The organism is Paractinoplanes hotanensis (assembly GCF_023717965.1).
Taxonomy (GTDB): domain Bacteria; phylum Actinomycetota; class Actinomycetes; order Mycobacteriales; family Micromonosporaceae; genus Actinoplanes; species Actinoplanes polyasparticus.
In genome coordinates this window covers 53,299-77,517 of record NZ_JAMQOL010000021.1, presented here as the reverse complement: position 1 = coordinate 77,517, position 24,219 = coordinate 53,299, and the positions used below count along the sequence as shown (strand labels likewise).

Sequence of the window (24,219 nt, the reverse complement as noted above, 5' to 3'; positions counted from 1 at the left end):
GTGTGCTGACGCGCGCGGATATGGCACGGTTAGGGGCAGCGCCCGGCGACCGAATCCGCCGGCACGCGGCGGTCGGGAGGTTCCATGGACGAGCGGCAGGCGAACTCGGACGGCGACGGCAAGAAGCCGTCCGCTGCGGGGACGCCGGTGGTCGGCGATCAGGACGGGTATGCCCCTCCCCCGCCGCCCGCGCCGGGTGCCCTATGGGCCGCCAAGAAGCCGGGCGAGGGCGCAGGCAGCGGCAGCAACTCCACCGGTTCCAGCAGCCCCGCCGGCACCAATGGCTCCGCCGGTTCCAGCAGTTCCGCCAGCGCTAGCGGCTCCGCCGGTACCAAGAGTTCCGCCGGCACGAGCATCTCTGGCAGTGGCGCCGAGTCGGACGTCGCCGGCCCGTCCCGCGGCAGCGGCAGCGGCAGCGGCAGCGGCAGCGGCAGCGGCAGCGGCAGCGGCAGCGGCAAGTCTGGCAGCGACGGCGCGTTCGGCACCGTTGGCTCGTCCCGCGGCGGCGGCACGTCTGACACCGACAGCGCATTCGGCACTGACGGCCTGTCCCGCGACAGCGGCGTGTCGGACACCGACGGCCCGTCACGCGGCAGCGGCAAGTCGGACACCGACGGCCCGTCCCGCGGCAGCGGCAAGTCCGGCAGCGACGGCAGAGCTGTCGGGTCGGCCCGGCCGACCAGCCCGGCCGCTTCCGAATTCTTTCCCGAGCGGGTCGACGGTGCCAGCCGGCGCCTGCCGACGACGCTCGGCACCGGGGCCGCCCGCGCCAGCGTGCCCGGGTCGATCAACCCCGAGTCAGCCGACGCCGTCCGCGCGACCGGCTGGGGCACTGGTGAGGCCAAGGTCTACGGCAGCAGCGGCGCGTCCGGCGCCAAGGTCGTGACCCCGACGGTCTCCGCCTCGGCCCCCGTCTCCGCAGCTCCGTCCGCGCCCATCGTGGCCTCCACGCCGCCGGCCCCCGGCACGCCGATCGTGGCGTCCGCGCCCCCCGCCCCCACCTCGGCCCCGCCGGCTCCGGCCTCCGCACCTCCCGTCCCCGTCTCGGCCTCCGGGCCTCCCGCGCCTACCTCGGCCCCGGCCTCCGCACCTCCCGTCCCCGCCTGGGCCTCCGGGCCTCCCGCGCCTACCTCGGCCCCGGCCTCCGCGCCACCCGCGCCGGGTCAAGAGAGCCGGTCAGTGGTGGCACGGGCGCGGGTCGCAGCTCCGCAGGCAACCGAGCCCAGCGACCCGGCCGATCCCGAGCCGGGCCGCCCGGAGCCCGAGCGTCCCGCTCCGGTGCCCTCGCCGCCGCCGTCGCGCCCTCAGCCACCCAAGCCGACGCCGCCGCCGTCGCGCCCCCAGCCGCCCAAGCCGACGCCGCCGCCCGGCCGCCCCGAGCCGATCGAGCCCGATCCGGTCCCGGCCCCGCCGACACCCGGCCCCTTCCCGGCGCCCACCCCAGGCCCGTTCCCGACGCCGACGCCCGGCCCCACGCCGACGCCCGATCCCGCGCCGGTCCCGTCGCCCAGCCCCACGCCGCCCGGCCCGATCCCGCCCGGCCCCGGCCCCTCTCCCACACCTCCCGGTCCGGGGCCCTCGCCGGTGCCGCCGAGCCCCGGCCCGTCCCCGGTGCCGCCCGGCCCCGGCCCGAGCCCCACTCCGCCGCCGCCCGGTCCGAGCCCGGTGCCCGGCCCGCCGCAACCGGTCGTCCCGCCGCCGCCGATGATCGCGACGGGCGGCACCGGCCTACCCTCTTACACTGTGCCGCCATCCACCTCGAGCCGCCCCGCGCCCGCCAGCACCCCGTTCGGGGTCGGCGAGCCGCACGGAAACCAGTCGCCGTTCGGAGCGAGATCACCTCAGCCGTTCGGTTCCCCGGTTCCGCCGGCCGAGCCGACCCAGGTCGTACCCACAGAATCGGCCACTCGGGTCAGCGACGTCCCGGCTTACCCGCCGGGTTTCGATCCCGAGCCGACGATGGCCGTCCCGCAGCAGCGGATGCAGCCGGGCACGGTGTATGGCACCGGCGGCTACGAGACGATCGACGCCACCATGCCCGTCTCGACCAACGCGGTGGAGAATTCCGGGTCGTTAACCGGACACATCCTGGCCCAGGGCTGGCGGGACGAGGTCATCGACCGGCGCCGCGGCAACCTCAAGGTCGCGGTGGCCATGCTGGTGGTGTTGGGCCTGCTGGTGACGGTCAGCATTGTGTTCCTGCTGACCGCCGGCAGCTCGTTCAGCGACTGGATCGGCGGCGTATTCTCTTGACCCGGGACGACCGGCCCGGCCGGGCCCCCGATTTGGCGTAGGGCCGATCACGACCTACGCTGGCATGGTTTGTGCGCCGGGCTCGTTTTCCGTGCGGTCCGCGTGCGCCAGGTCAGGGGTGAGCCTGCCCACTACCAGCGCGGAATGCGGTCGGCGTGCCAAACGTTGAGCCGTACACTTATGACAGTTATTAAGCGGCGTGCCCCCCTGGCATGCCACGGGCGTTCTTGCGGGCATTTCAGCGGTCGGCTCTCAGCAGCCACGGCGGGCCATTCGCGAGCATGCGCCCCCGTAGAGAGGTTCTCTTGACCACTTTCGCTGATCCCAGCACGTTCCCGTCCGTCTTCGAAACCCGTTCCACCGACGAGCAGCCCGCCGTCGAGACCACCGAGACCGTGGTCATCGAGGCCCCGGCCGACGAGACCTCCGCCACGGCCGAGCCGGCTGTCGAGGCCGCACAGGCTGTTGAGCCGGCCGCCGAGACCGCGCAGGCTGTCGAGACCGCGCAGGCCCTCGAGCCGGCCGTCGAGACCGCGCAGGTCGTCGAGACCGTCGAGACCCCCGTTGTCCTTCCCAGCTTCGCCGAGCTGGGCGTTCCGGCCGAGTTGGTGCGCGTCCTCAACCGTGAGGGCATCACCACCCCGTTCGAGATCCAGGCGGCGACGGTGCCCGACGCCCTGGCCGGCCGCGACGTGCTCGGCCGGGGCCAGACCGGCTCCGGCAAGACCCTGGCGTTCGGCCTGCCGCTGCTGGCCCGCGTCGCCCAGGGCGGACGCGCCCGCCCCCACCACCCCAAGGCCCTGATCCTGGTGCCGACGCGTGAGCTGGCCATGCAGGTCGCCGACGCGCTGATGCCGCTGGGCCGCTCGGTCGGTGTCTTCCTCAAGACCGCCGTCGGCGGGGTTCCGTACGACCGCCAGATGGACGCCCTGCGCCGCGGCGTCGAGGTCATGGTGGCCACTCCGGGCCGCCTCGGCGACCTGATCGAGCGGGGCGCCTGCAAGCTCGACGACATCGAGATCACCGTTCTCGACGAGGCCGACCAGATGGCCGACATGGGCTTCCTGCCCGAGGTCACCGACCTGCTGTCCAAGACCCCTGAGAACGCGCAGCGGCTGCTCTTCTCGGCCACTCTCGACGGTGACGTCGACGCGCTGGTCAAGCGGTTCATGCACGACCCGGTCACGCACTCCACGGACCCGTCCGAGGCCAGCGTGTCCACCATGGATCACCACCTGCTGCTGATCCCGCCGCACGACAAGTTCCCGATCGCCGCCTCGATCGCCAACCGGACCGGCAAGACGATCGTCTTCGCCCGCACCCAGATGGGCGTCGACCGGCTCCAGGAGCAGCTGCGGCAGGTCGGCGTCCGGGCCGGTGCGCTGCACGGCGGCAAGACCCAGCGGGTCCGCACCCGCACGCTCGCCGAGTTCAAGGAGGGCCGCACCAACGTCCTCGTGGCGACGGACGTGGCCGCCCGCGGCATCCACGTCGACGGCATCTCGCTCGTCATGCACGTGGACCCGCCCAAGGACCCGAAGGACTACCTGCACCGTGCGGGCCGCACCGCCCGGGCCGGCGAGTCCGGCGCGGTCGTCACGCTGGTCCTGCCCAAGCAGCGCCGCACCACCCAGGCCATGATGTCGAAGGCCGGCGTCGCGCCGACCGAGACGCGGGTGCGCCTGGGCGACGAGAAGCTGGCCGAGATCACGGGCGCCTCCGCACCGAGCGGCGTCCCCGTGGTCGCGGAGCCGGAGCCCCGTCGCGAGCGCGGCGACCGCCCGCGCGGCCGCTTCGGCGACCGTCCGCAGCGGTCGTACGGCGACCGTCCCCGCGGCTCGTACGGCGACCGTCCGCGTGGTGACCGTCCGGAGCGGTCGTACGGTGACCGTCCGCAGCGGTCCCACGACGACCGTCCCGGCAGTGACCGTCCGCAACGTTCCTACGGCGACCGGCCAGCCGGCGAGCGCGGCTCGTTCGGTGACCGCCCCCGCGGTGACCGTCCGCAACGGTCGTACGGCGACCGTCCCGAGCGGGGCGGCTTCGGCGAGCGTTCCGGCGGCGACCGCGGTGGTTACAGCGGCGGCGGCGACCGTGGCGGCTTCAGCGGCGGCGGCGACCGCGGCGGCTTCAGCGGCGGCGGCGACCGTCCGCGCGGCGAGACCGGCTACGGCCGTAACGGCGAGCGGGCCGGCAGCTTCCGGCGCGACAGCAACCAGCGCAACGACCGCCGTGAGGGCCCCGCGGGCCGCTTCGGCACGCCGCGCCCGGCTCGCAGCTACTGAACAACCCCATAAGCACCATCCGTGACGCCCGGCACTTCGATGTGCCGGGCGTCCGGCTTTTCCCGGGCCGTCCGGCCGGGTACACAGAAGACATGTCGCTGCTGCCCGCTTCCCTGTTCTGGCAACGTAAGGACACTCCCGGCTCCGAGCACACGCTGCTCGACGCCACGAACGGCCTCTACGCCCGCGGAACCGCGCTCGCGGTCGATCCCGTTCCCTACAGCTGCCGCTACGAGCTACGGACGGATCCCGGCTGGGTCACCGCGCACTTCGACGTGGCCACGGAGGGCGCCGGCTGGGCCCGCTCCCTCCGCCTCGAACTGGCCGCCGGCACCTGGCGGGCCACCACTGCCGAGCAGGGTGACCTCGACGCTGTCCTGTCGGCGGCGGGGCACGCCGGGGCCGGGCTGCCCGGCCTGGAGGACCCGGATCTGCTCTACGGCGCGTTCGACGTCGATCTGACCGGTTCGCCGCTGACCAACACGCTCCCGGTCCGCCGCCTCCGGCTGCACCGGCCCGCGGCCGACGGCGTCGGTGTCGCGCACCGGCTCAGCGTGGCCTGGGTGCTGTTGCCCAGCCTCGAGGTGGTGCAGGCCGACCAGATCTACACCGCGCTGGGCGAGGGCCGGGTCCGCTTCGCGAACGAGACGTTCAGCGCCGACCTGACCATCGACGAGGACGGCTTCGTGATCGACTATCCGGGCCTGGCCGAGCGGGTTGGTGACCCGCACCCCAAGCGCAGGTCCTGAACGGCGCAGGCGCCCGCTGAGGGGGCCGCGCGGGGTTGTTCAGCCGAGGTGGGGCTGGGGCCGGTTCTCCCACTTGGTCGAGAGCGCGATGGCCGTACGCGTGGAAGCCACCCCGGGCGTGCGGTTGATCCGCACGATGAGCTGCTCGAGCTCGGCTATCGTGCCGACCCGCACGGTCAGCTGGTACGACTCCACACCGGCCATGAAATAGCAGCTCTCGACCTCGGGCATCGCTCGCAGGGCGGCCAGCACGTCGTCGGTGTCGGCGCCGGAGTCCTCGATGATGCCGATCAGCGCGGTGACGCCCAGGCCCAGCGCCTCGTGGTCGACCTCGGCCCGGTAGCCCTGGATCGTGCCGGCCGCCTCGAGCTTGCCGACCCGCTCGTGCACGGCCGGCGCGGACAGCCCCACCTTGCGCGCGAGCTCGGCGTACGACGAGCGGGCGTTCTCCCGTAGCAGCTCGATCAGGCGGAGGTCGATGGAGTCCATGGCGAAGACCCTAATCGGGTGGCAGTTCGTCACTCACGCCCGGTAGCAGCGTAAACGGCGGCAGGATAACGATCACTGTCGCAATTAGGGCTTTTTCCGCATTCCAGGGACTCGGTTCCGGGGCAATGCTCTAATGGCTTTACGTCCCGATCGAGCACGCCGACACTCACCGTGATCACGGCCGCTCCAAAAGACCGACGCGAGGAGGGGGCTGTGGACACTGGAGATCGCTTGCTCACACCAGGCGAGGTGGCCGCGCTGTTCCGCGTCGACCCGAAAACGGTGACCCGCTGGGCCGCCGCCGGGCGCATCGGCAGCATTCGTACTCCCGGCGGTCACCGCCGATTCCGTGAATCCGAGGTCCGCGCGTTGCTGGAAGGCGACGGCGTGGTCGAGGAAATGCGCGAGGACGACGCTGCCAATCGCCCCCGTAATGCCGGCCCGAGCAATCCGGGCCTGGGTTACGGACCGCCCAACGGGTTGCGCTGAGCATTCAATTCACCCTTCCACCGGGTCAGGAGCGTGTGGGGTACGCCCAGAGCGTCCAGCGCTTTGCCCGCTACGAAGTCGACCAACTGTTGTGCGGTGGCCTGCGCCCCGGCGCCATAGAAGCCCGGGCTCGCAGGCAGAACGACCGCCCCGGCGTCGTGCAGCGCGATCAAGTGCTCGAGGTGACTGCGCGTCACGGGAGTCTCGCGCGGAACGATCACTGTGCGTCGACGTTCCTTGAGGTTCACCTCGGCCGCCCGCTGCAACAGGTCCTTCGAGAGACCGATCGCGATGCCCGCGCACGCGGCCGTGCTGGCCGGCACCACGATCATGCCCTTGGCCGGGTACGACCCACTGCTGGGCCCGGCGGCCAGGTCGCCGGCGGCCCAGTAGGACAGGTCGCCCAGGTCGCGCCCGAGCCATCGGCCGACGTCGTCCTTCCAATGCGCGTCCCGCACGGTGGACCCGGTCTCGTCGAGAATCGTCAGCCGGGCCGCCTTCGAGATGACGAGATCGACCGACTCCCCCGCGTCGAGCAGGGCTGACAGCACAGCCCGGGCGTAGGGCGTCCCCGAAGCCCCGGAGACCCCCACGACCCATGGTTCACGCATACCCCAAGTGTGCCCGCTAGTCCCGCATTACCTGGGCTGAAGTGGGAAAGGCCTCCCGCACAGTCGGCCACGTCTCGGGATTCTCGGCAGGCCTCATAGCGGGTATCCCCCGGCCCACCACTTGTACCTCCCGGCCCACCCGCTTCGTGTAGTCCAGCGGCACGTCCCCTCCGCCCAGGGTCACCACGTAGCTCGTGTCGTCGGGCGCGATCCGGCACGCCGTCACGCTGGTCTGCCGAGGGAAGGGTTCGCACTTCGGCGTGGGCCCGGTGCCGGGCACAAAGCTCAGCTGGACGCCGATGACGATGCTGCCCGTCGGGGCCGGAGCGTTGCCGGGGGCGGCCCGGGGAACGGACGAGTCGACTGGCTCCTTCGAGCCGGGGCCGGGCTCGGACCATTCGCTGACAAACTTCGCTTGCTCGTAGAGCGCAGTGAACTCGTATCCGTCCGTCGCCTCAGGCATCAGCAACGCCGTCGCGGTTTTCGCCCGACTGACCTCGACCGCCACCAGTCGCAGGCCGGGGGGCACGAACGAGACGGAGAAGGGGAGGCGGACCGGTCGCGGCGCCGTCAAGCGGAAGGCGGAGGCGACCCGCACCATCTCGGCCCGTGTGAGACGCTTACGGAACGACGCGAGAACGCCCACCGAATCGTCGGCGTACCTCCAGAACAGCAGGCTGTCGGCCGCCACCGTGGGCGTGATATTGCTGGGCAACGTGAAGAGCGACGCCTCGCGACCGTTGATCGGCTCGATCGGATCGCCGCCCGTTTGCGTCCACAGATTCATCGGGAAATATCCGGCTCGATAGATGATGATCTTGCCGACGGATCGGTATTCGCCGGGCGCCACCGCCCGGCCGATCGACGCCGTCTGGCTCACCGGGCTCACCCACTCCGGGTCACCGACGCGGAGGTCTCCGCTCGTATAGGCCGAGAAGCGAAGATCGAACGGCCCGGCCTTCGGCGCAACGGCCGGCGGAACCGACGGCCGGGCGACCAGTTGCGGCACCCCGATCGCCGCGAAGACGGCGAGCAGGGCCGCGATGGCCCAGCCGGTGTTCCGTCGCCGTTTGCGTCGGCGGCCCGCCGTGACTACGTCGTCGACGGTGTAGCGCGCGGCCGGCGCCTCTTCACGGGCAGTATTCAACAGGTCAGACAGCTTCATGACGGGCCTCCACGCGCTCGTCGATGCTCAGGTCGGCGCCGAGGATCCGCCGCAGGGTGTCGAGGCCGCGGGACGTGTACGCCTTGACCGTGCCCTCGGGGCAGCGCAGCGCCGCCGCCGTCTGCGGCACGCTGAGCCCTTCCAGGAAGCGCAGCACCAGCACCGCTCGATGTTTCGCCGGCACCTGCAGCAACGCCTGCCGCAGATGCACCCGGTCGTCGATGTTCAGGGTCTCGTCGGGCGCCACCACCTCGGGCAGCGCGTCGCCATGCGACTGCTCGCGGCGCCACCACGGTCTTCGCGTCTCGTCGATCGCCGCTCGCACGACGGCGCTTCGGGCGTACGCCTGCGGGTTCTCGACCCGGCCCCACTTCACATAGAGCCGGGCCAACGCCCCGAGCACCGCGTCCTCGGCCGTGTGCCAGTCGCCGCACGTCAGGTAGGCGAGCCCCCGCAGCGCCTCCATCTGGCCGCCGACGAACTCGCGGAACTCGGCCTCTTTGTCGCTCACGGGGGTTAGACGGAAATCGCCGCGCGAACGGTTACAGCAAGAGCAGATCGAGCAGCGCGAACAGGAACAGCGCGATGCCGACGAAGCCGTTGGCCGTGAAGAAGGCCCGGTTGACCTTCGACAGGTCGGTCGGGGTCACCACGATGTGCTGGTAAACGAAGGCGGCTGCCGTGAGGGCCAGGCCGATCCACCACAGCCAGCCGAGGCCGACGACCTGGCCGAACCAGACGAACAGCGCGAACGTCACCACATGGGTCACCGTGGAGATGTGCAGCGCCGTGCGCACCCCGAACCGGGCCGGGGTGGAGTGCACGCCGATCTGCCGGTCGACCTCGACGTCCTGGCAGGCGTAGATGATGTCGAAGCCGCCGATCCACAAGCCCACGGCGAGGCCCAGCAGCCAGGCCGGGCCGGAGCCGTCGAACGTGCCGGTGATCCCCAGCCAGGCGCCGACGGGCGCGACGGCCTGGGCCAGCGCCAGCACGTAGTGCGGGAAGTTGGTGAACCTCTTGGCGTACGGGTAGACGACCAGCGGGATCACGGCGAGCGGGAACAGCACCAGGCACAGCCAGTTGAGCAGGCCGGCCGCGAGCGCCATGACGACCAGCGAGACGACGGCGCCCGTCCAGGCCGTCCGCAGCGAGACCGCGCCGGTGACGAGCTCGCGGTTCCGCGTACGCGGGTTGAGCGCGTCGATCTTGCGGTCGAGGATGCGGTTGGCGGCCATGGCGAAGGTGCGGCCGGACACCATGGCGACGGTGATCAGCAGCAGGTCGACCCAGTGGACGCCCGAGTCGAGCCGGTCGAGCGCGACGGCGGCGGAGAGATACGCGAACGGCAGCGCGAAGACCGAGTGCTCGATGGCGACCAGACGCAGGAACGCCTTGACCTTGCCCGGTTTCTCGGGAACCGCGACCGCCGTCATATGCCGTACTCCTTCCAGCGCTTCTCCACCAGGCTGATCACCTCGGGGGACATCGCCATCTCTTCGGGCCAGCCTCGTGAGTAGCCCTCGGAAGGCAGCTTACGGGTGGCGTCGATGCCCGCCTTGCCACCCCAGAACTGCTGGTAGGAGGCGTGGTCGAGGTGGTCGACGGGACCCTCGGTGAGCAGCAGGTCGCGGCTGTAGTCGACGTTGCCGAGCGCGCGGAAGGCGACCTCGTTGTAGTCGTGGACGTTGCAGTCCTCGTCGACGATCACGATCAGCTTGGTGAAGGCCATCGAGTGGGCGCCCCAGATCGCGTTCATGACCTTCTGCGCGTGCTTGGGGTACCGCTTGCGGATCGAGACGATCGCGCAGTTGTGGAAGACGCCAGCCGACGGCAGGTCGTAGTCGACGATGTCGGGGATCATCATCTTGAGCAGCGGCCGGAAGATGCGCTCGGTGGCCTTGCCGAGGCCGTGGTCTTCCTGCGGCGGCTTCGACGTGATGATCGAGTGGTAAATCGGCTTCTTCCGCATGGTCATGCATTCGATGTGCAGCACCGGGAACGGCTCGACCGGGGTGTAGAAGCCGGTGTGATCGCCGAACGGGCCCTCGGGCAGGCGCTCGCCGGGCTCGAGATAACCCTCGAGGATGATCTGGGCCTCGGCCGGCACCTGCAACGGGACCGTCACGCAGTCGACCATCTCGACCCGCTCGCCGCGCAGGAAGCCCGCGAACAGGTATTCGTCGATGTCGGAGGGCAGCGGGGCGCTCGCGGAATAGCTGACCACCGGGTCGCACCCGATCGCGATCGCCACCGGCAGGCGCTGGCCGAGCCGCTCGGCCACCGCGTGGTGGGCGGTCGAATCCTTGTGGATCTGCCAGTGCATGCCGAGCGTGTTCTTCGAGTGCTGCTGCAGGCGATAGAGGCCGAGGTTGCGCTTGCCGGTTTCGGGGTGCTTGGTGTGGGTGAGCCCGAAGTTGTGGAAGATGCCGCCGTCGCCGGGCCAGATCTGCAGGCCGGGCAGCAGGCCGAGATCGACCTCGTCGCCCTTGAGCACCACCTCTTGGCAGGGGGCGGTCTTCACCTTGCGGGGCGGCAGCGACTTGAGCTGGAGCACCTTGCCGATTCCCTCGCGAATGCCGGACCAGCCGACCGGAAGCTCCGGCTTGATCATCCCCCCGATGCGGTCGCCCACCTCGTCGAGATTTTCGACCCCCAGGGCCATGGCCATCCGCTTCTCGGTGCCGAAGAGGTTGATCGCCAGGGGCATCGAGCCCCGGGTGGGCCGCTCGAACAGCAGAGCCGGGCCGCCGGCACGCACGGTGCGGGTCACCACCTCGCTGACCTCCAGCGTCGGGTCGACCGGGACGGTCACCCGTCGCAGCTCACCGGCCGCCTCGAGGGCGGTGAGGAAGCTCTGGAGATCTTGATAGGGAAATCCACGAGGCGCCATGACAACCAGTCTCGCGCACTCCTCCGACAGTTCCGCGCCCGGGCGATCACCGTCACTCACGCTGTCCGATTCGCGTTGAGTGGACGATTGTTCGCGACGTTCCGGCGAGGTGCAGGTGAAGGTCCGCAAAGTGGCGCTGTGGTGCGCGATGGCCGCCCTGGCCGCCGCCCCGGTGGGTCCGAACCCCGCCGTTTCCGCAGGTCCAGATCGTTCTCCGAGGGCGGTCCAAGCCAAACAGCTGCCGGTCTGCCCGGCCGCTCGGGCCTCGAAGCGGGCGCCTGCCGGCCCGGCCGGCCCGGCCGCCCCGGGCGCGTGTCGTGCCGCAGGTCACATTCTCGAGTCGGGGGTCCGCCTGGCCCGCCGCGGCCAGACCGGTTTCACACCGAGCGGCTACCACCACCTGGGCGCCAACACGGGCGGCGAGTGGGCCGGGGTGTCCGGCCGCATGTCGGTGGTGGACGGCTCGGTGCGCCCCCGTTCGTACGACTTCGTGGCCGGCCGTTTCATGGTCAAGCGGAACCTGGGCCGCGGCAACATCGCGTGGCTGGAGGCCGGCTGGGCCGAGACGGGCTGGGCCGGGCCGGGCCGTCAGCAGATCTACACGTTCAACACCAACACCAAGACGTGGCAGTTCTACAGCCAGTACACGCTGCGGCCGGGCGACAAGCTCTGGCTGGACCTGCACTCGGACCCCGGCGGCACGTGGAGCGCCTGGTTGTGGTGGGGCGACCGGTGGAACCTGCTCACCGCCCAGTTGCTGCCCTTCGGCCGCACCGCGACCATCGAGCAGTACGTCGAGGTGCACGTCGACTCGGGCAAGCCGGGCCTGATCGACGTGCCGCCCGTGATGGTGGACAACGTGCGGCTGCGCCCGGCCGACGGCACGGAGCCCCGTCTGTGGCGCGAGGACGTGCCCACGCTGACCGGCACGGACCCCGCCCAGCGCCGGCTCAACGGCGGCTTCTGCCTGGACTGGCTGACCCGCTACGACACATGGACGGCCGGCGATTGCGGCCGCTAGTGCTCAGCCCGCATTGGCGTACGAGTGCAGGCCCTCGAAGAACAGGTTGACGCCGAACAGGTTCATCAGCATGGTCAGGAAGCCGAGCAGCGCGATCCAGGTCGCCACCGTGCGCTTGACGCTGGGTGTGGCCCGGGCGTGCAGGTAACCGGCGTAGACGACCCACGAGATGAACGCCCAGACCTCTTTCGGGTCCCAGCCCCAGTAGCGGCCCCAGGACGCCTCGGCCCAGATCGGCCCCGCGATCAGGGCACCGAACGTGAACAGCGGGAAGGCGAAGGCGTGCAGGCGGAAGGTGAGCCGCTCGAGCGACACGGCGGCCGGGACGTGCCTGCCGAGCGTGTACGGGAACGTGCGCCTGCCCTCTTCGTACCCGTTGCGGATCAGGTACATCACGGCCGGCACGGCGCCGATCAGGAAGATGCCGGAGCCGATGATGATCGTCGACACGTGGATGATGAACCAGTACGAGTTGAGCGCCGGGACCAGCGGGCCGACCGGGGTGTACGCGATCATCGTGGCCGCGCCGAGCATGACCACCAGCGCGAGCGAGGCGAACAACCCCAGGTGCCGCACGGCCGGGCGGGCCAGCACGACGCCGATCCACACCGCCGACGCGATGAACGTGGTCGACAGGATGTACTCGTACATGTTGCCCCACGGCATGCGGTCGGCCGCGACGCCGCGCGTGACCAGACCACCGAGGTGCAGCAGCACGGCGACGACGTTGATGCCGACGGCGATGCGCCCGATCAGCTCGCCACGGTCGCGCCGGGCCGGCTGAACCGGAGCGTCGTCGGCGACCGTGGGGGGATCGGCAGCCACCGGACCGCCCGCGCCGACGAGCTGCTTCGCCTCGACCGGCCGGATGGCAGCGCGGCCGACGCGGCTGCGCTTGCCGAACGCGTACTCCCCGGCGTAGCAGACCATCGCGAACAGATACGCGAGGACGGCTGCCGCCATCAACTGATTCGACAACTCCGCCATCAGGGCGTCCCTTCCTCGGCGGCCTTCACCAGAGCCTTGAATTCCTCCGGGAAACCCGGATAGTCGGTGCGCGGCAGGCCACCGGCCGTCACCACGCTACCGCCGCCGGCCACGGCCGGACCCGGCAGGTCGGCATCGGGCCGCACCCGGAACCACACCCGGCGCCGGTGGCCGGCCAGCGAGAGCATCAGGCCGAGCAGCCCGACCACGGCGCCGAAGAGCAGCAGCCCCTGGGTCGGGTCGTGCCGGATGGACAGCGTCGCGAATTCCCGCGTGCCGACGAACTCGAGCTTGGTGCCGTCGTCCAGCGTCCAGGTGTCGCCGAGCTTGAGCGCGTGCGGGCGGGCGCCGCTGACGTTCTTGAGCTCGCCGGTGGCGAGTTGACCCTGGTCGAGCGAGTACACCGAGCCCGGCGTGCCGACGTCGAGGCCGAGGTCGCCGCGGTAGGCGGTCAGGTAGAGCATCGGGTTGTTCTCGGCCGGGAAGGCCGAGGTCGCGCTGCCGTCGGTGGGCGAGGTCGGCAGGTAACGCCCCTCGAAGCCCATCTGCAGCGTGGGGTCCCGCTTGTCGGTCTTGGGGTCGATGTTGACGTCGGGGAACTGGGCGACGCCCTCGCTCGTCTGCATGCCGTCGATCGGCAGGAACGGCACGACCTTGGTCTGCGCGACGCCGTAGCGGTCGGTGAACTTCAGGACCGGGGCGTAGCCGTGACCGAGCAGGTAGACGTTGGCGTCGCCGAGCCGCAACGGGTCGTTGACCGTGAATTTGCGGGTCTCGGCGGGGCCGTTGTCCTGCGTGAGCTGCACGGTGGCCAGGAACGTCTTGGGCTGACCGGTGCTCTGGAAGGTGGCGTCGAAGTCGGTCAGCCGCAGGCAGAAGTTCGGCAGGTCGGCCGGGTGCACTCGCGGGCCGAGCGTCGAGTCGTCGTACTGCGTGAGCGTGTTGCAGAAGCCTTGGTCGAGGCCGCCGACGAGCAGCCGGTTGGCGTGCCAGCCGTACCAGTGCCCGAACCCGACCCCGATCAGCACCGCGAGCAGCGAGAAGTGGAAGAGCAGATTGCCGGTCTCCTTCAGGAAGCCCTTCTCGGCCGAGACCGTCCAGACGCCGTTCTCGTGCTCCCGCACCTTCGTCCGGAACCGGCGGCGGCGCAGGCCGGTGGCGAGGCTGCGAGCGACCTCGGCCGGCGCGTCCGCCCTGGCCAGATCCTCGGCGTGCTCAGGCAGGCGTTCCAGGCGCTTCGGGGCGTCGGGCGGGGCAATCCGCAGCGCGCGCACGTGGTCGATCAGCCGGGGCACGACACAGCCGATCAGCGACGTGAAGAGCAGCAGGTAGATCGAGGCGAACCAGGGCGAGGCGTACACCTCGAAGCCGCCCAGCCGTTCGAGCACGGGCGCCAGATCGGGATGCTGCTGGTAGTACTGCGTGACCCGTTCGGCGTTGACCCCCCGCTGCGGGAACACCGAGCCCGGGATGGCCGCGATCGCCAGCAGGAAGAGCAGGACCAAGGCCGTACGCATCGAGGTCAGCTGCCGCCACGAGTTGCGCAGCAGGGCCCACAGCCGGTTGGTGCGGCGCGGCGGAGGCGCGGCCGACGGCGCCGGGCGTTCCTCGACGACGGTCACAGCAGGGTCCCGGCGCCGAAGTCGAAGGTCACCTTGAGCCACACCAGGAAGTGGTTCCACCCGCCGGTGACCAGCGTGATGCCGACCAGGATCAGCAGCACGCCGCCGATCCGGGTGACCCAGCGGCTGTTGCGGCGGATCACCCGGAAGACCCCGAGCAGCTTGCGGAAGAAGAGGCCGAAGGCGATGAACGGAAGACCCAGGCCCAGGCTGTACGCGAGGGCGAGCACGACCGCCCGGTCGGTCTCCCCGCTGGTGGTGGCCAGGGCCAGCACCGCCGCCAGGGTGGGACCGGTGCACGGCAGCCACGAGAAGGCGAAGATCGCGCCGAAGACGGGCGCGCCCAGCAGGCCGGCCGTGGGCAGCTTGGTGACCCGGGCCTCGCGCTGCAGGCCGGGGATCCAGCCCAGGTAGCCCAGGCCCAGCACGATGATCAGCACGCCCAGCCCGATGTTGAGCGCATCCTGGTGACGCAGCAGGAAGCCCAGGTTGGCGACCAGGGTGGCCAGCAGGGTGAAGACGACGGCGAACCCGAGCACGAAGAGGCTGGTGCCGGCCAGCACCCGCCCCCGGTGGCTTTTGCGGGGCCGGGTCAGGGTGGCGACCCCACCGCCGTCCGGCTCGGCGGCGGACGAGGCGGCCCGGGAGTCGTCCAGGTCGGAGCCGGCCAGTCCGGTGACGTACGAGAGGTAGCCGGGCAGCAGCGGCAGGACGCACGGCGACAGGATGCTGACCAGCCCGGCCAGCGCGGCCACGGCGATCGCCAGCAGCAGCGGACCACCGCTGGCGATGTCGGCGAAGGTCTCGGCCATCAGCCCTGCCCCTCGGCCGCGACCTTCTCGACCAGCGGCTTGAGCTGGGCTTCGGTCGTCGCCTGACGCAGCGCGACCGCGATCCGGCCCTGCCGGTCGATGATCAACGTGGCCGGCATGCTGACGTTGGTCACGTCGAACTGGATGCCGACCTGGCCCGGGAAGTCGTAGAGGCTCGGGTAGGTGACCCGGCCGCGCTCGAACTCGCGGGCCGCATCCCGGTCGTCGCGCGAGTTGACGCCGATGAAGCTGACGCCCTTGTCCTTCGTGGCCTGATAGGTGTTCTCGAGGTCGTCGGCCTCGGCCCGGCAGGGCGCGCACCAGGAGCCCCAGAAGTTGACGACGACGACCTTGCCCTTCTGCTGGGCCATGTCGTACGCCGTGCCGTCGAGCAGTTCCCCGGTGATCGGTTCGACCGCGGGCCGCTTGTCGGGCGCGCACTCGACCACACCGTCGGTGGTGGTGCACTTCTTGGCCCAGTTGCCGTCGTCCCCTCCGCATCCGGCGAGGACACCGGCCGTGACGGCGGCGGTGGCCAGGACTGCGGCGAGGCGGCGCATGGTCAAGCTCCCTTGGCGGTCTTGGCTGTCGCGGAGAGGGCCACCAGGTGGGCGGCGGGCTCGGCGTAGTCGATGCCGACGACCTTCGAGTCTTCGAAGCGGAACGAGGTGATGCTGGCCAGCCCGCACTGACGACGGCGCGGGTCGTGCCACAGACGCTTCTTCTCTATATAGCGCCGCAGCGTCCAGATCGGAAGCTGGTGCGAGACGCAGACCGCCTCGTGCCCCTCGGCGGCCACCCGCGCGGCCTGCACCGCCGCGAACATGCGCTGGGCGATGACCAGGTAGGCCTCGCCCCACGAGGGGGTGATCGGGTCGCGCAGCACCCACCAGTGGCGCGGGTTGGTCAGCGCGCCGTCGCCGACCGAGACCTTCTTGCCCTCGAAGTAGTTGGAGCTCTCGATCAGCCGGCTGTCACTGGCGATCTCGAGGTCGAACTCGGCCGCGATCGGCACGGCGGTCTCTTGCGCACGGTCGAGCGGGCTGGCCACCACGTGCGTGATGTCGCGCTTGGCCAGGGACTCGGCCGCGGCCACCGCCATCTGCTTGCCCAACTCGGACAGGTGGAAGTCGGGCAGCCGCCCGTACAGCACCTTGTTGGGGTTGAAGACCTCGCCGTGCCGCATCACGTGGACGGTGGTCCTCGTCGGTTCGCTCACTGTGCTCCCCCCGCCGCGGCAGCGCGTGCCGCATGGGGCAACGCCGACGCGATCTGTTCCAGCGCTTCCTCGTCGATCGCGGTCGAGACGAACCAGGACTCGAAGGCGCTCGGCGGCAGATAGACGCCGCGCGCCAGCATCTCGTGGAAGAAGGCCTTGAACGCGCCCGCGTCCTGGGTCTTGGCCGACTCGTAGTCGACCACCTCGGTCGCCGTGAAGAAGATCGAGAACATGTTTCCCGCGTACGCGAGCCGGTGCGGCACCCCGGCCGTGGTCAGGGCGTCGGCAGCGAGGGCACCCACGGTCGCGGACAGCTCGTCGAGCCGCTTGTAGACCGCGTCGTCGGCCAGCCGGAGCGAGGCCAGCCCGGCCGCGCAGGCCAGCGGATTGCCGGACAGGGTGCCGGCCTGATAGACCGGGCCGGCCGGGGCGAGCCGCGACATGATCGCGCGACGGCCGCCGAACGCCGCCGCGGGCAGGCCGCCACCCATCACCTTGCCGAAGGTGAACAGGTCGGCGTCGACCGGGTCGAGCCCGGCCCAGCCACCGGCCGAGACGCGGAAGCCGGTCATCACCTCGTCGACGATCAGCAGGGCGCCGGCCGCGTGCGCGATCTCGGCCAGCCGCTGGTTGAAACCGTCGCGCGGGGCGATCACGCCCATGTTGCCGGCCGCGGCCTCGGTGATGACGGCGGCGATCTCGGCGCCGTCCTGGCGGAACGCCTCTTCGACGGCGGCGACGTCGTTGTAGGGCAGAACGATCGTCTCGCTCGCCGCGGCGCCGGTGACACCGGGCGAATCGGGCAGGCCGAGCGTGGCGACGCCGGAGCCGGCCGCGGCCAGCAGCGCGTCGACGTGGCCGTGGTAGCAGCCGGCAAACTTCACGATCTTGGTGCGGCCGGTGAACCCACGGGCGAGACGGATGGCCGACATGGTCGCCTCGGTGCCCGAGTTGACCAGGCGGACCTCGTCGACCGGCGTGCGCCGGACGATCTCTTCGGCCAGGTCGACCTCGCCCACCGTGGGGGTGCCGAAGCTGGTGCCCCGGGCCGCGGCCGCCTGGATCGCCGCGATGACCTCGGGGTGGGCGTGGCCGTGGATGAGCGGGCCCCACGAGCAGACCAGGTCGACGTAGCGCCGGCCGTCCGCGTCGGTGAGCCACGGACCGGCGCCGTGGGCCATGAAGCGGGGCGTGCCACCGACCGCTCGGAACGCACGCACGGGTGAATTGACCCCGCCGGGCACAACTGCCTGGGCGCGGTCGAAAAGGGCCTGGGATGCCGGGGCGTCCTCCGGGTAGGGGAGGCCCTCGGGGCGGTATGAGGTGGTCACAGCGGCTCCCATTGTGTCAGCGCGGTCCGGCAAGAATCTCAAGAGGGTTCCTCACATCACCCGAGGATGACCGAAAGCGTCCGGCCCCGATGTCGGGAACGCCCCGATACGCTCGCGCCCAACAGGCCGAACAGGCGTGCAGGCGATAGGCTGGCCCGGTGGAACGACCCGAGCTGTCGATCACGGTTGAGCGCGCACCCGACGAGGTCATCTTCCACCTCGCCGGGGAAATCGACGTGCTCACGGTCACGAACCTGTCGACCCTGGTCAACGAGACATTGGCCGAGCCGCCGGCCCGCATCGTGCTCGACATGGCCGGCGTGACCTTCTGCGATTCCCAGGGGCTCGGCACGCTCGTGGTGCTCAGCCGCAAGGCCCAACATGCCCGTTCTGTCCTGGCGCTCGCGAACGTGGGCGACTTCCTGCTGCGAGTGCTCGATATCACCGGTCTCCGCAGCGCCCTCATGATCAGCAGCACGGCCTGAGGCATTCCCGGAGGGATTCCCTGGGGGTTGCCTTGACGCCGGTGTCAATGTCTAGCGTCGGGTGACGACGAGGGGACAACCGGGATGTTGATCGGGGAGCTGGCGACGCGGGCCGGAACGAGCACGCGGGCCCTGCGCTACTACGAACAGCACGGACTCGTGCGGGCCGAACGGGACGCCAACGGCTACCGCCAGTACGAGGACGCCGAGCTGCGCGTGGTGCACGAGATCCGGTCGCTGCTCGCGGCCGGGTTCGGCCTGGAGGACATCCGCCCCTTCGTCGCGTGCCTGCGAGCCGGGAACGAGGCGGGCCACGTCTGTCCCGACTCGGTGCTGGTACTGCGCCGCAAGCTGGCCGAAGTGGACGGCTTCATCGGGCAGCTCACCGACCTCCGGCAGCAGTTGCGCGCCCAGTTGGACGAGGCCGTCGCACACCGGGAGTCGCCATGTCACACCCAGACCTGCCAGCCCTGACCGATGCCACCATCGGCTCTTTCCTCGCCGAGGCCGATGTTCCGGTCGCCGTCGACGTGTGGGCCGAGTGGTGCCCGCCCTGCGGACCCATGGCCCGCACGCTGGCCGAGCTTCAGCCGGAGTTCGCCGGCCGGCTGGTGATCACCGCGCTGAACGCCGACGAGAACCCGGAGACCGCCCGGGCGCACGGGATCATGTCGTTGCCGACGCTGCTGATCTTCCAAAACGGCGTGGTGACGCAACGACTGGCCGGCGCGCGGCCGAAGTCGGTGCTCCGGCCACTCCTGACGAGCGTCCTCACACCGTACGCGAACGTCTAACTTCCCCAGCGGGCCTTTTCCAGCAGGGCCAGCGCCTCGGCGGCGGCCTCGTCGCCGCCGCCGCGCAGCGCCCGGGCCGCCTCGTCGACCGTGTCGGTGAGCCGCTGCCACTGCGCCTCACGCTCGCGGCTCGCCTCGGCCTGGGACTTGAGCAGCTGGGTCTTGTTCCAGAGGTCGACGAAGATGGAGACCTTGGCCCGCAGGACCCACGGGTCGAACGGCTTGGTGAGGTAGTCCACCGCGCCGACCGCGTAGCCCCGCAGAGCGAGCTGGGCGTCGCGGTCGGCGGCGGTGAGGAACAGGATCGGCACGTGCCGGGTGCGTTCCCGCCGCTTGATGTGGCCGGCCGTCTCGAAGCCGTCCATGTTGGGCATCTGCGCGTCGAGCAGGATCACCGCGAAGTCGTCGGTGAGCAACTGCTTCAGCGCGGCCTCGCCGCTCTCGACGGCGACCGCGGTCACCGGCAGGCCCTGAAGGATCGCCTCCAGGGCCAGCAGGTTGTCCTTGCGGTCGTCGACCAGCAGGGCCTTCGCGCGCTCGGCCACACCCCATCCTCTCCGTGGGCTCCGCTCAGCCCCGGTCCGGCTCCGTCGTCTTGTCGGCGTTCACCCAACGGGCCATCAGTTCGATCAGCTCGTCGAGGTCGACGGGCTTGGTGATGTAGTCGCTGGCGCCGGCCGCGAGGGCCGACTCCCGGTCGCCGGGCATGGCCTTCGCCGTCAGAAACACTACCGGCAGATCCTGGAAGCGCTGGTTGCGCCGGATGCCGCGGGTGGTCTCGTAGCCGTCCTGGTCGGGCATCATCGCGTCCATCAGAACGATGTCGACCTCGGGGTGCTCGCCCAGCAGGCGGACGCCGTCCACCCCGTTGTCGGAGTACAGAACGTTGAGCCCGTGCATCTCGAGCGCGCTGGTCAGCGCGAAGACGTTGCGCACGTCGTCGTCGATGATCAACACGGTCGCGCCGTCGAGCTGGCGGCTCGCCGGGCTCACCACGTGACCCTCCAGCTCGGCCCGCTGGTGCAGCACCGGCATCTCCATGAGCGGGACGTCGATCGGCGCCGGCGCCGGCTGCACGACCACCGTGGTCGACGGCAGCGTGGGCAGGCTCAGCGGCGGGATCGCCTCGGCGCTGAGCGCGTCCGGCATGTAGAGCGTGAACGTCGAGCCCTCGCCGGGCCGGGACGAGACCACGATCGTGCCGCCGAGCAGGGCGGCCAGGTCGCGGCTGATCGACAGGCCGAGGCCGGTGCCGCCGTACTTGCGGGTGGTCGTGCCGTCGGCCTGCTGGAACGGCTCGAAGATGATCGCCAGCTTCTCGTCGTTGATGCCGATGCCGGTGTCGGTCACCGCGAACGCGATCACCTGCCGGGCCGCGGCCAGGGCCGGGATCTCGAAGTCGGTCTCGGGCGGGGCGCCGAAGATGCTCAGCGTGACCGAGCCGGTGTCGGTGAACTTGACCGCGTTGGAGAGCATGTTGCGCAGGATCTGGTGGAGCCGCTGGGCGTCGGTGAGGATCGACTCGGGCAGCCCCGGCTGGAGCCAGACCCGGAACTCCAGGCCCTTCTCGTTGGCCTGCGGGGCGAAGGCCTGCTCGACGTAGCTGCGGACGCCGTCGAAGTCGACCTGGTCGGGCTCGACGTCCATCCGGCCCGCCTCGATCTTGGCGAGGTCGAGGATGTCGTCGATCAGTGAGAGCAGGTCGGTGCCGGCGCTGAAGATGGTGCGGGCGAACTCGATCTGCTTGTCGGTCAGGTTGGTGTCGGGGTTGTCGGCCAGCAGGCGGGCCAGCAGGAGCAGCGAGTTGAGCGGGGTGCGCAGCTCGTGGCTCATGTTGGCCAGGAACTCGGACTTGTAGGCGCTGGCCCGGCTGAGCTGCTGCGCCTTCTCCTCCAGGCCGCGGCGGGCCTGCTCGATCTCGCGGTTCTTGGTCTCGATGTTGGCCTTCTGCTCGCTGAGCAGCTGGGCCTTGTCCTCCAGTTCGGCGTTGGTGCGCTGGAGCTCGGCCGACTGGTCCTGCATCTCGCGGGCCAGCCGCTGCGACTGGGAGAGCAGTTCCTCCGTACGCCGGTTGGCCTGAATGGTGTTGAGAGCGACGCCGATGGTGGAGACCAGCCGCTCGAGGAACGTCAGATGCAGGCCCGAGAAGGTGGCCACCGAGGCGAACTCGATCACCCCCAGCATCTCGCCCTCGAACAGCACCGGCAGCACCACCAGGTCGTTCGGCGGCATCGACATCAGCCCGGAACGCATGGTCAGGATGCCGTCGTGGGTGGCCCGGACCCGGATCGTGCGACGTGAGACGGCAGCCTGGCCGACCAGCCCCTCGCCCGGGCCGAAGGTCACCTCGTGGTTGCGGGCGACGTAGCCGTACGACGCCGCCAGCCGCAGCCGCATGACCGCCTGCTCGTTGTCGACCAGGAAGAACGCGCCGAGCTGGGCGTCGACCAGCGGGGTCACCTCGGTCATGATCATGCGGCAGACCTCGCCGAGATCACGCTGCCCCTGCAGCAGGCCGCCGATGCGGGCCAGGTTCGAGTCGAGCCAGCCCTGCTCGGCGTTGGCCTTGGTCGTCTCGCGGAGCGTGACGATCATCTGGTTGATGTTGTCCTTCAGCTCGGCGACCTCGCCCTGGGCCTCGACCGCGATGCTCTGGGTCAGGTCACCGCGGGTCACGGCGGTGGACACCTCGGCGATCGCGCGCAGCTGGATGGTCAGCGTCGAGGCGAGCTGGTTGACGTTGTCGGTGAGGTCCTGCCACGTACCCGAGACGCCCTTGACCTGGGCCTGGCCGCCCAGCTTGCCCTCGACACCGACCTCGCGGCCGACCCGGGTGACCTCGGTGGCGAAGCTGGAGAGCTGGTCGACCATCGTGTTGACGGTGTCCTTGAGCTCGAGGATCTCGCCGCGGGCGTCGACCGTGATCTTCTGCGACAGGTCACCCTTGGCCACCGCGGTGGTCACCGAGGCGATGTTGCGCACCTGGGCCGTCAGGTTGGATGCCATGTAGTTCACGTTGTCGGTGAGGTCGCGCCAGGTGCCGGCCACGCCGCGCACCTGCGCCTGGCCGCCCAGCTTGCCCTCGGAACCCACCTCGCGGGCCACCCGGGTCACCTCGTCGGCGAACGACGAGAGCTGGTCGACCATGGTGTTGACGGTGTTCTTGAGCTCGAGGATCTCGCCCTGGGCGTCGACCGTGATCTTCTGCGACAGGTCACCCTTGGCCACCGCCGTCGAGACCTGGGCGATGTTGCGCACCTGGCCGGTGAGGTTGGAGGCCATCGAGTTCACGTTGTCGGTGAGGTCGCGCCAGGTGCCGGCCACGCCGCGCACCTGCGCCTGGCCGCCCAGCTTGCCCTCGGAACCCACCTCGCGGGCCACCCGGGTCACCTCGTCGGCGAACGACGAGAGCTGGTCGACCATGGTGTTGACCGTCGACTTGAGCTCGAGGATCTCGCCGCGGGCGTCAACCGTGATCTTCTGCGACAGGTCACCCTTGGCCACCGCCGTGGTGACGCTGGCGATGTTGCGGACCTGGCTGGTCAGGTTGGAGGCCATGTAGTTCACGTTGTCGGTGAGGTCGCGCCACGTGCCCGAGACGCCCTGCACCTGCGCCTGGCCGCCCAGCTTGCCCTCGGAACCCACCTCGCGGGCCACCCGGGTCACCTCGTCAGCGAACGACGAGAGCTGGTCGACCATCGTGTTCATCGTGCTCTTGAGCTCGAGGATCTCGCCGCGGGCGTCAACCGTGATCTTCTGCGACAGGTCACCCTTGGCCACCGCCGTCGAGACCTGGGAGATGTTGCGCACCTGGTCGGTGAGGTTGGCGGCGAGCTGGTTCACGTTCTCGGTGAGGTCGCGCCACGTGCCGGAGACCCCGCGCACCTGCGCCTGACCGCCCAGCCGGCCCTCGGTGCCCACCTCGCGGGCCACCCGGGTCACCTCGTCGGCGAACGACGAGAGCTGGTCGACCATCGTGTTGACCGTGTCCTTGAGCTCGAGGATCTCGCCCTGCGCGGCCACCGTGATCTTCTGCGACAGGTCACCCTTGGCCACCGCCGTCGAGACCTGGGCGATGTTGCGCACCTGACTCGTCAGGTTGGACGCCATCGAGTTCACCGAGTCGGTGAGGTCCTTCCAGGTGCCGGCCACGTTGGGCACCTCGGCCTGGCCGCCCAGCTTGCCCTCGGTGCCGACCTCGCGGGCGACCCGGGTCACCTGCTCGGCGAAGAGCCGCAGGGTGTCGGTCACCCCGTTCATGGTGTCGGCGAGCTCGGCCACCTCACCACGCGCGGAAACCGTGATTTTCTGGGACAGATCACCCCGGGCCATGGCCGTGGCCACCTGTGAGATCGATCTCACCTGGTGGGTCAGGTTGGACGCCATCGTGTTGACCGAGTCGGTCAGGTCTTTCCAGGTGCCGGCCACTCCGCGTACGTCGGCCTGGCCGCCCAGCTCGCCCTCGGTGCCCACCTCGCGGGCCACCCGGGTCACCTCGTCGGCGAACGACGAGAGCTGGTCGACCATCGTGTTGACGGTGCGGCCGATGCGCAGAAATTCACCCCGTAGGGGTCGCCCGTCCATCTCGAGCGCCATGTGCTGCGACAGGTCGCCTTCGGCGACGGCCACGATAACGCGGGAGATCTCCGTCGTCGGGCGGCCCAGATCGTCGATCAGAGCGTTCACCGAGCGGACGCTGTCGGCCCAGGCCCCGTCGAGACCCTCGTCGTCCAGGCGCTCGGTGAGACGGCCGTCGCGGCCGACGATGCGGCTGATCCGTCTCAGGTCGAGATTCTGCCGCTCCTGAAGTGAGACCACCTCGTTGAACGCGTCGGCGACCTCGCCCGGAGAACCGCTGCGGCGGGGCAGCCGAACCTTGAGATCGCCACGGCGAACGCGCCGCAGGGCCTCGGCGAGTTCACCGAGCACTGCGGTGTCGTCGGGCATGCCGACGCTGGCTTCTTTGGCCGCGGTCATGCTGTCCTCACTCGCTGTCCATCCTTGGTGGGCTCCC

Annotated in this window: 22 protein-coding genes; 8 read left to right on the top strand and 14 right to left on the bottom strand. The window is 70.5% G+C overall.

Translation table 11 applies throughout. The annotated features are described in order from the left end of the window. Positions 1-84 precede the first annotated feature (84 nt). The 3 genes from LXN57_RS17175 to LXN57_RS17165 all read left to right on the top strand — a co-directional run bounded on the left by LXN57_RS17175 (position 85) and on the right by LXN57_RS17165 (position 5,287). On the top strand, positions 85-2,253 hold the full coding sequence (locus LXN57_RS17175; RefSeq protein WP_251799167.1) for a hypothetical protein: 2,169 nt from the start codon (positions 85-87) through the stop codon (positions 2,251-2,253). Positions 2,254-2,558: 305 nt separating this feature from the next. Then, positions 2,559-4,538, top strand: a complete 1,980-nt coding sequence (locus LXN57_RS17170; RefSeq protein WP_251799166.1) for a DEAD/DEAH box helicase — start codon at positions 2,559-2,561, stop codon at positions 4,536-4,538. A gap of 92 nt (positions 4,539-4,630) precedes the next feature. After that, positions 4,631-5,287, top strand: coding sequence for a putative glycolipid-binding domain-containing protein (locus LXN57_RS17165; RefSeq protein ID WP_251799165.1), 657 nt, complete (start codon positions 4,631-4,633; stop codon positions 5,285-5,287). Between the two features lie 39 nt (positions 5,288-5,326). On the opposite strand, the gene LXN57_RS17160 is transcribed toward LXN57_RS17165, so the two are convergent. Continuing rightward, positions 5,327-5,776 carry an Lrp/AsnC family transcriptional regulator gene (locus LXN57_RS17160; protein ID WP_221379845.1) on the bottom strand — a complete coding sequence of 150 codons (450 nt, stop codon included), beginning with the start codon at positions 5,774-5,776 and terminating at the stop codon, positions 5,327-5,329. A gap of 213 nt (positions 5,777-5,989) precedes the next feature. On the opposite strand from LXN57_RS17160, the gene LXN57_RS17155 reads away from it, so the two are divergent. Beyond that, entirely contained in the window at positions 5,990-6,265 is a 276-nt protein-coding gene (locus tag LXN57_RS17155) for a BldC family transcriptional regulator (RefSeq protein ID WP_221379846.1), read from the top strand. Here the strand turns inward: LXN57_RS17155 and LXN57_RS17150 are convergent. From LXN57_RS17150 to LXN57_RS17130, 5 genes are all read right to left on the bottom strand, one after another. Further along, positions 6,238-6,876, bottom strand: coding sequence for a UbiX family flavin prenyltransferase (locus LXN57_RS17150; protein ID WP_251799164.1), 639 nt, complete (start codon positions 6,874-6,876; stop codon positions 6,238-6,240). The two genes, LXN57_RS17155 and LXN57_RS17150, sit on opposite strands and share 28 nt — an antisense overlap. Positions 6,877-6,892: 16 nt before the next feature. Then, positions 6,893-7,885, bottom strand: coding sequence for a hypothetical protein (locus LXN57_RS17145; RefSeq protein ID WP_251799163.1), 993 nt, complete (start codon positions 7,883-7,885; stop codon positions 6,893-6,895). 142 nt (positions 7,886-8,027) lie between these two features. After that, a complete protein-coding gene (locus LXN57_RS17140; RefSeq protein WP_251799162.1) occupies positions 8,028-8,552 on the bottom strand; it encodes a SigE family RNA polymerase sigma factor in 525 nt (174 codons plus the stop codon). Between the two features lie 31 nt (positions 8,553-8,583). Continuing rightward, positions 8,584-9,477, bottom strand: coding sequence for a menaquinone biosynthesis prenyltransferase MqnP (gene mqnP / locus LXN57_RS17135; RefSeq protein WP_251799161.1), 894 nt, complete (start codon positions 9,475-9,477; stop codon positions 8,584-8,586). After that, positions 9,474-10,934 carry a menaquinone biosynthesis decarboxylase gene (locus LXN57_RS17130; protein WP_251799160.1) on the bottom strand — a complete coding sequence of 487 codons (1,461 nt, stop codon included), beginning with the start codon at positions 10,932-10,934 and terminating at the stop codon, positions 9,474-9,476. Before LXN57_RS17130 ends, mqnP begins: the two co-directional genes overlap by 4 nt. 115 nt (positions 10,935-11,049) lie before the next feature. Here LXN57_RS17130 and LXN57_RS17125 point away from each other — a divergent pair, with 115 nt between their 5' ends. Beyond that, positions 11,050-11,955, top strand: coding sequence for a hypothetical protein (locus LXN57_RS17125; protein WP_251799159.1), 906 nt, complete (start codon positions 11,050-11,052; stop codon positions 11,953-11,955). A 3-nt stretch (positions 11,956-11,958) separates the two neighbouring features. Here LXN57_RS17125 and ccsB read toward each other — a convergent pair whose 3' ends face one another. The 6 genes from ccsB to hemL are packed head-to-tail and all read right to left on the bottom strand — an operon-like array spanning position 11,959 to position 17,938. Beyond that, a complete protein-coding gene (gene ccsB, locus LXN57_RS17120; RefSeq protein ID WP_251799158.1) occupies positions 11,959-12,942 on the bottom strand; it encodes a c-type cytochrome biogenesis protein CcsB in 984 nt (327 codons plus the stop codon). Next, positions 12,942-14,564: a cytochrome c biogenesis protein ResB gene (resB, locus tag LXN57_RS17115; protein WP_251799157.1), complete on the bottom strand. Its 1,623-nt coding sequence runs from the start codon at positions 14,562-14,564 to the stop codon at positions 12,942-12,944. The genes ccsB and resB overlap by 1 nt, the downstream gene beginning before the upstream one ends. Continuing rightward, the gene (locus LXN57_RS17110) at positions 14,561-15,376 is read right to left on the bottom strand and encodes a cytochrome c biogenesis CcdA family protein (RefSeq protein ID WP_251799156.1); all 816 of its coding nucleotides are present in this window, start codon (positions 15,374-15,376) and stop codon (positions 14,561-14,563) included. Before LXN57_RS17110 ends, resB begins: the two co-directional genes overlap by 4 nt. Next, positions 15,376-15,936 carry a TlpA disulfide reductase family protein gene (locus LXN57_RS17105; protein ID WP_221379855.1) on the bottom strand — a complete coding sequence of 187 codons (561 nt, stop codon included), beginning with the start codon at positions 15,934-15,936 and terminating at the stop codon, positions 15,376-15,378. Before LXN57_RS17105 ends, LXN57_RS17110 begins: the two co-directional genes overlap by 1 nt. Before the next feature lie 2 nt (positions 15,937-15,938). Further along, on the bottom strand, positions 15,939-16,562 hold the full coding sequence (locus LXN57_RS17100; RefSeq protein ID WP_251799216.1) for a histidine phosphatase family protein: 624 nt from the start codon (positions 16,560-16,562) through the stop codon (positions 15,939-15,941). Between the two features lie 29 nt (positions 16,563-16,591). Further along, positions 16,592-17,938 carry a glutamate-1-semialdehyde 2,1-aminomutase gene (gene hemL / locus LXN57_RS17095; RefSeq protein WP_221379857.1) on the bottom strand — a complete coding sequence of 449 codons (1,347 nt, stop codon included), beginning with the start codon at positions 17,936-17,938 and terminating at the stop codon, positions 16,592-16,594. A gap of 146 nt (positions 17,939-18,084) precedes the next feature. Between hemL and LXN57_RS17090 the strand changes: the two genes are divergently transcribed. The 3 genes from LXN57_RS17090 (at position 18,085) to LXN57_RS17080 (ending at position 19,205) form a co-directional block, all read left to right on the top strand. Further along, a complete protein-coding gene (locus LXN57_RS17090; RefSeq protein ID WP_251799155.1) occupies positions 18,085-18,411 on the top strand; it encodes an STAS domain-containing protein in 327 nt (108 codons plus the stop codon). A gap of 84 nt (positions 18,412-18,495) precedes the next feature. Further along, a complete protein-coding gene (locus tag LXN57_RS17085; RefSeq protein ID WP_251799154.1) occupies positions 18,496-18,885 on the top strand; it encodes a MerR family transcriptional regulator in 390 nt (129 codons plus the stop codon). Continuing rightward, positions 18,858-19,205, top strand: coding sequence for a thioredoxin family protein (locus tag LXN57_RS17080; protein ID WP_251799153.1), 348 nt, complete (start codon positions 18,858-18,860; stop codon positions 19,203-19,205). Before LXN57_RS17085 ends, LXN57_RS17080 begins: the two co-directional genes overlap by 28 nt. Here LXN57_RS17080 and LXN57_RS17075 read toward each other — a convergent pair. Further along, positions 19,202-19,750 (bottom strand): response regulator, encoded by a 549-nt coding sequence (locus LXN57_RS17075; protein WP_251799152.1) that lies wholly within the window; start codon positions 19,748-19,750, stop codon positions 19,202-19,204. The genes LXN57_RS17080 and LXN57_RS17075 overlap by 4 nt on opposite strands. 25 nt (positions 19,751-19,775) lie before the next feature. After that, a complete protein-coding gene (locus tag LXN57_RS17070) occupies positions 19,776-24,182 on the bottom strand; it encodes a HAMP domain-containing protein (RefSeq protein WP_251799151.1) in 4,407 nt (1,468 codons plus the stop codon). Positions 24,183-24,219: the final 37 nt, after the last annotated feature.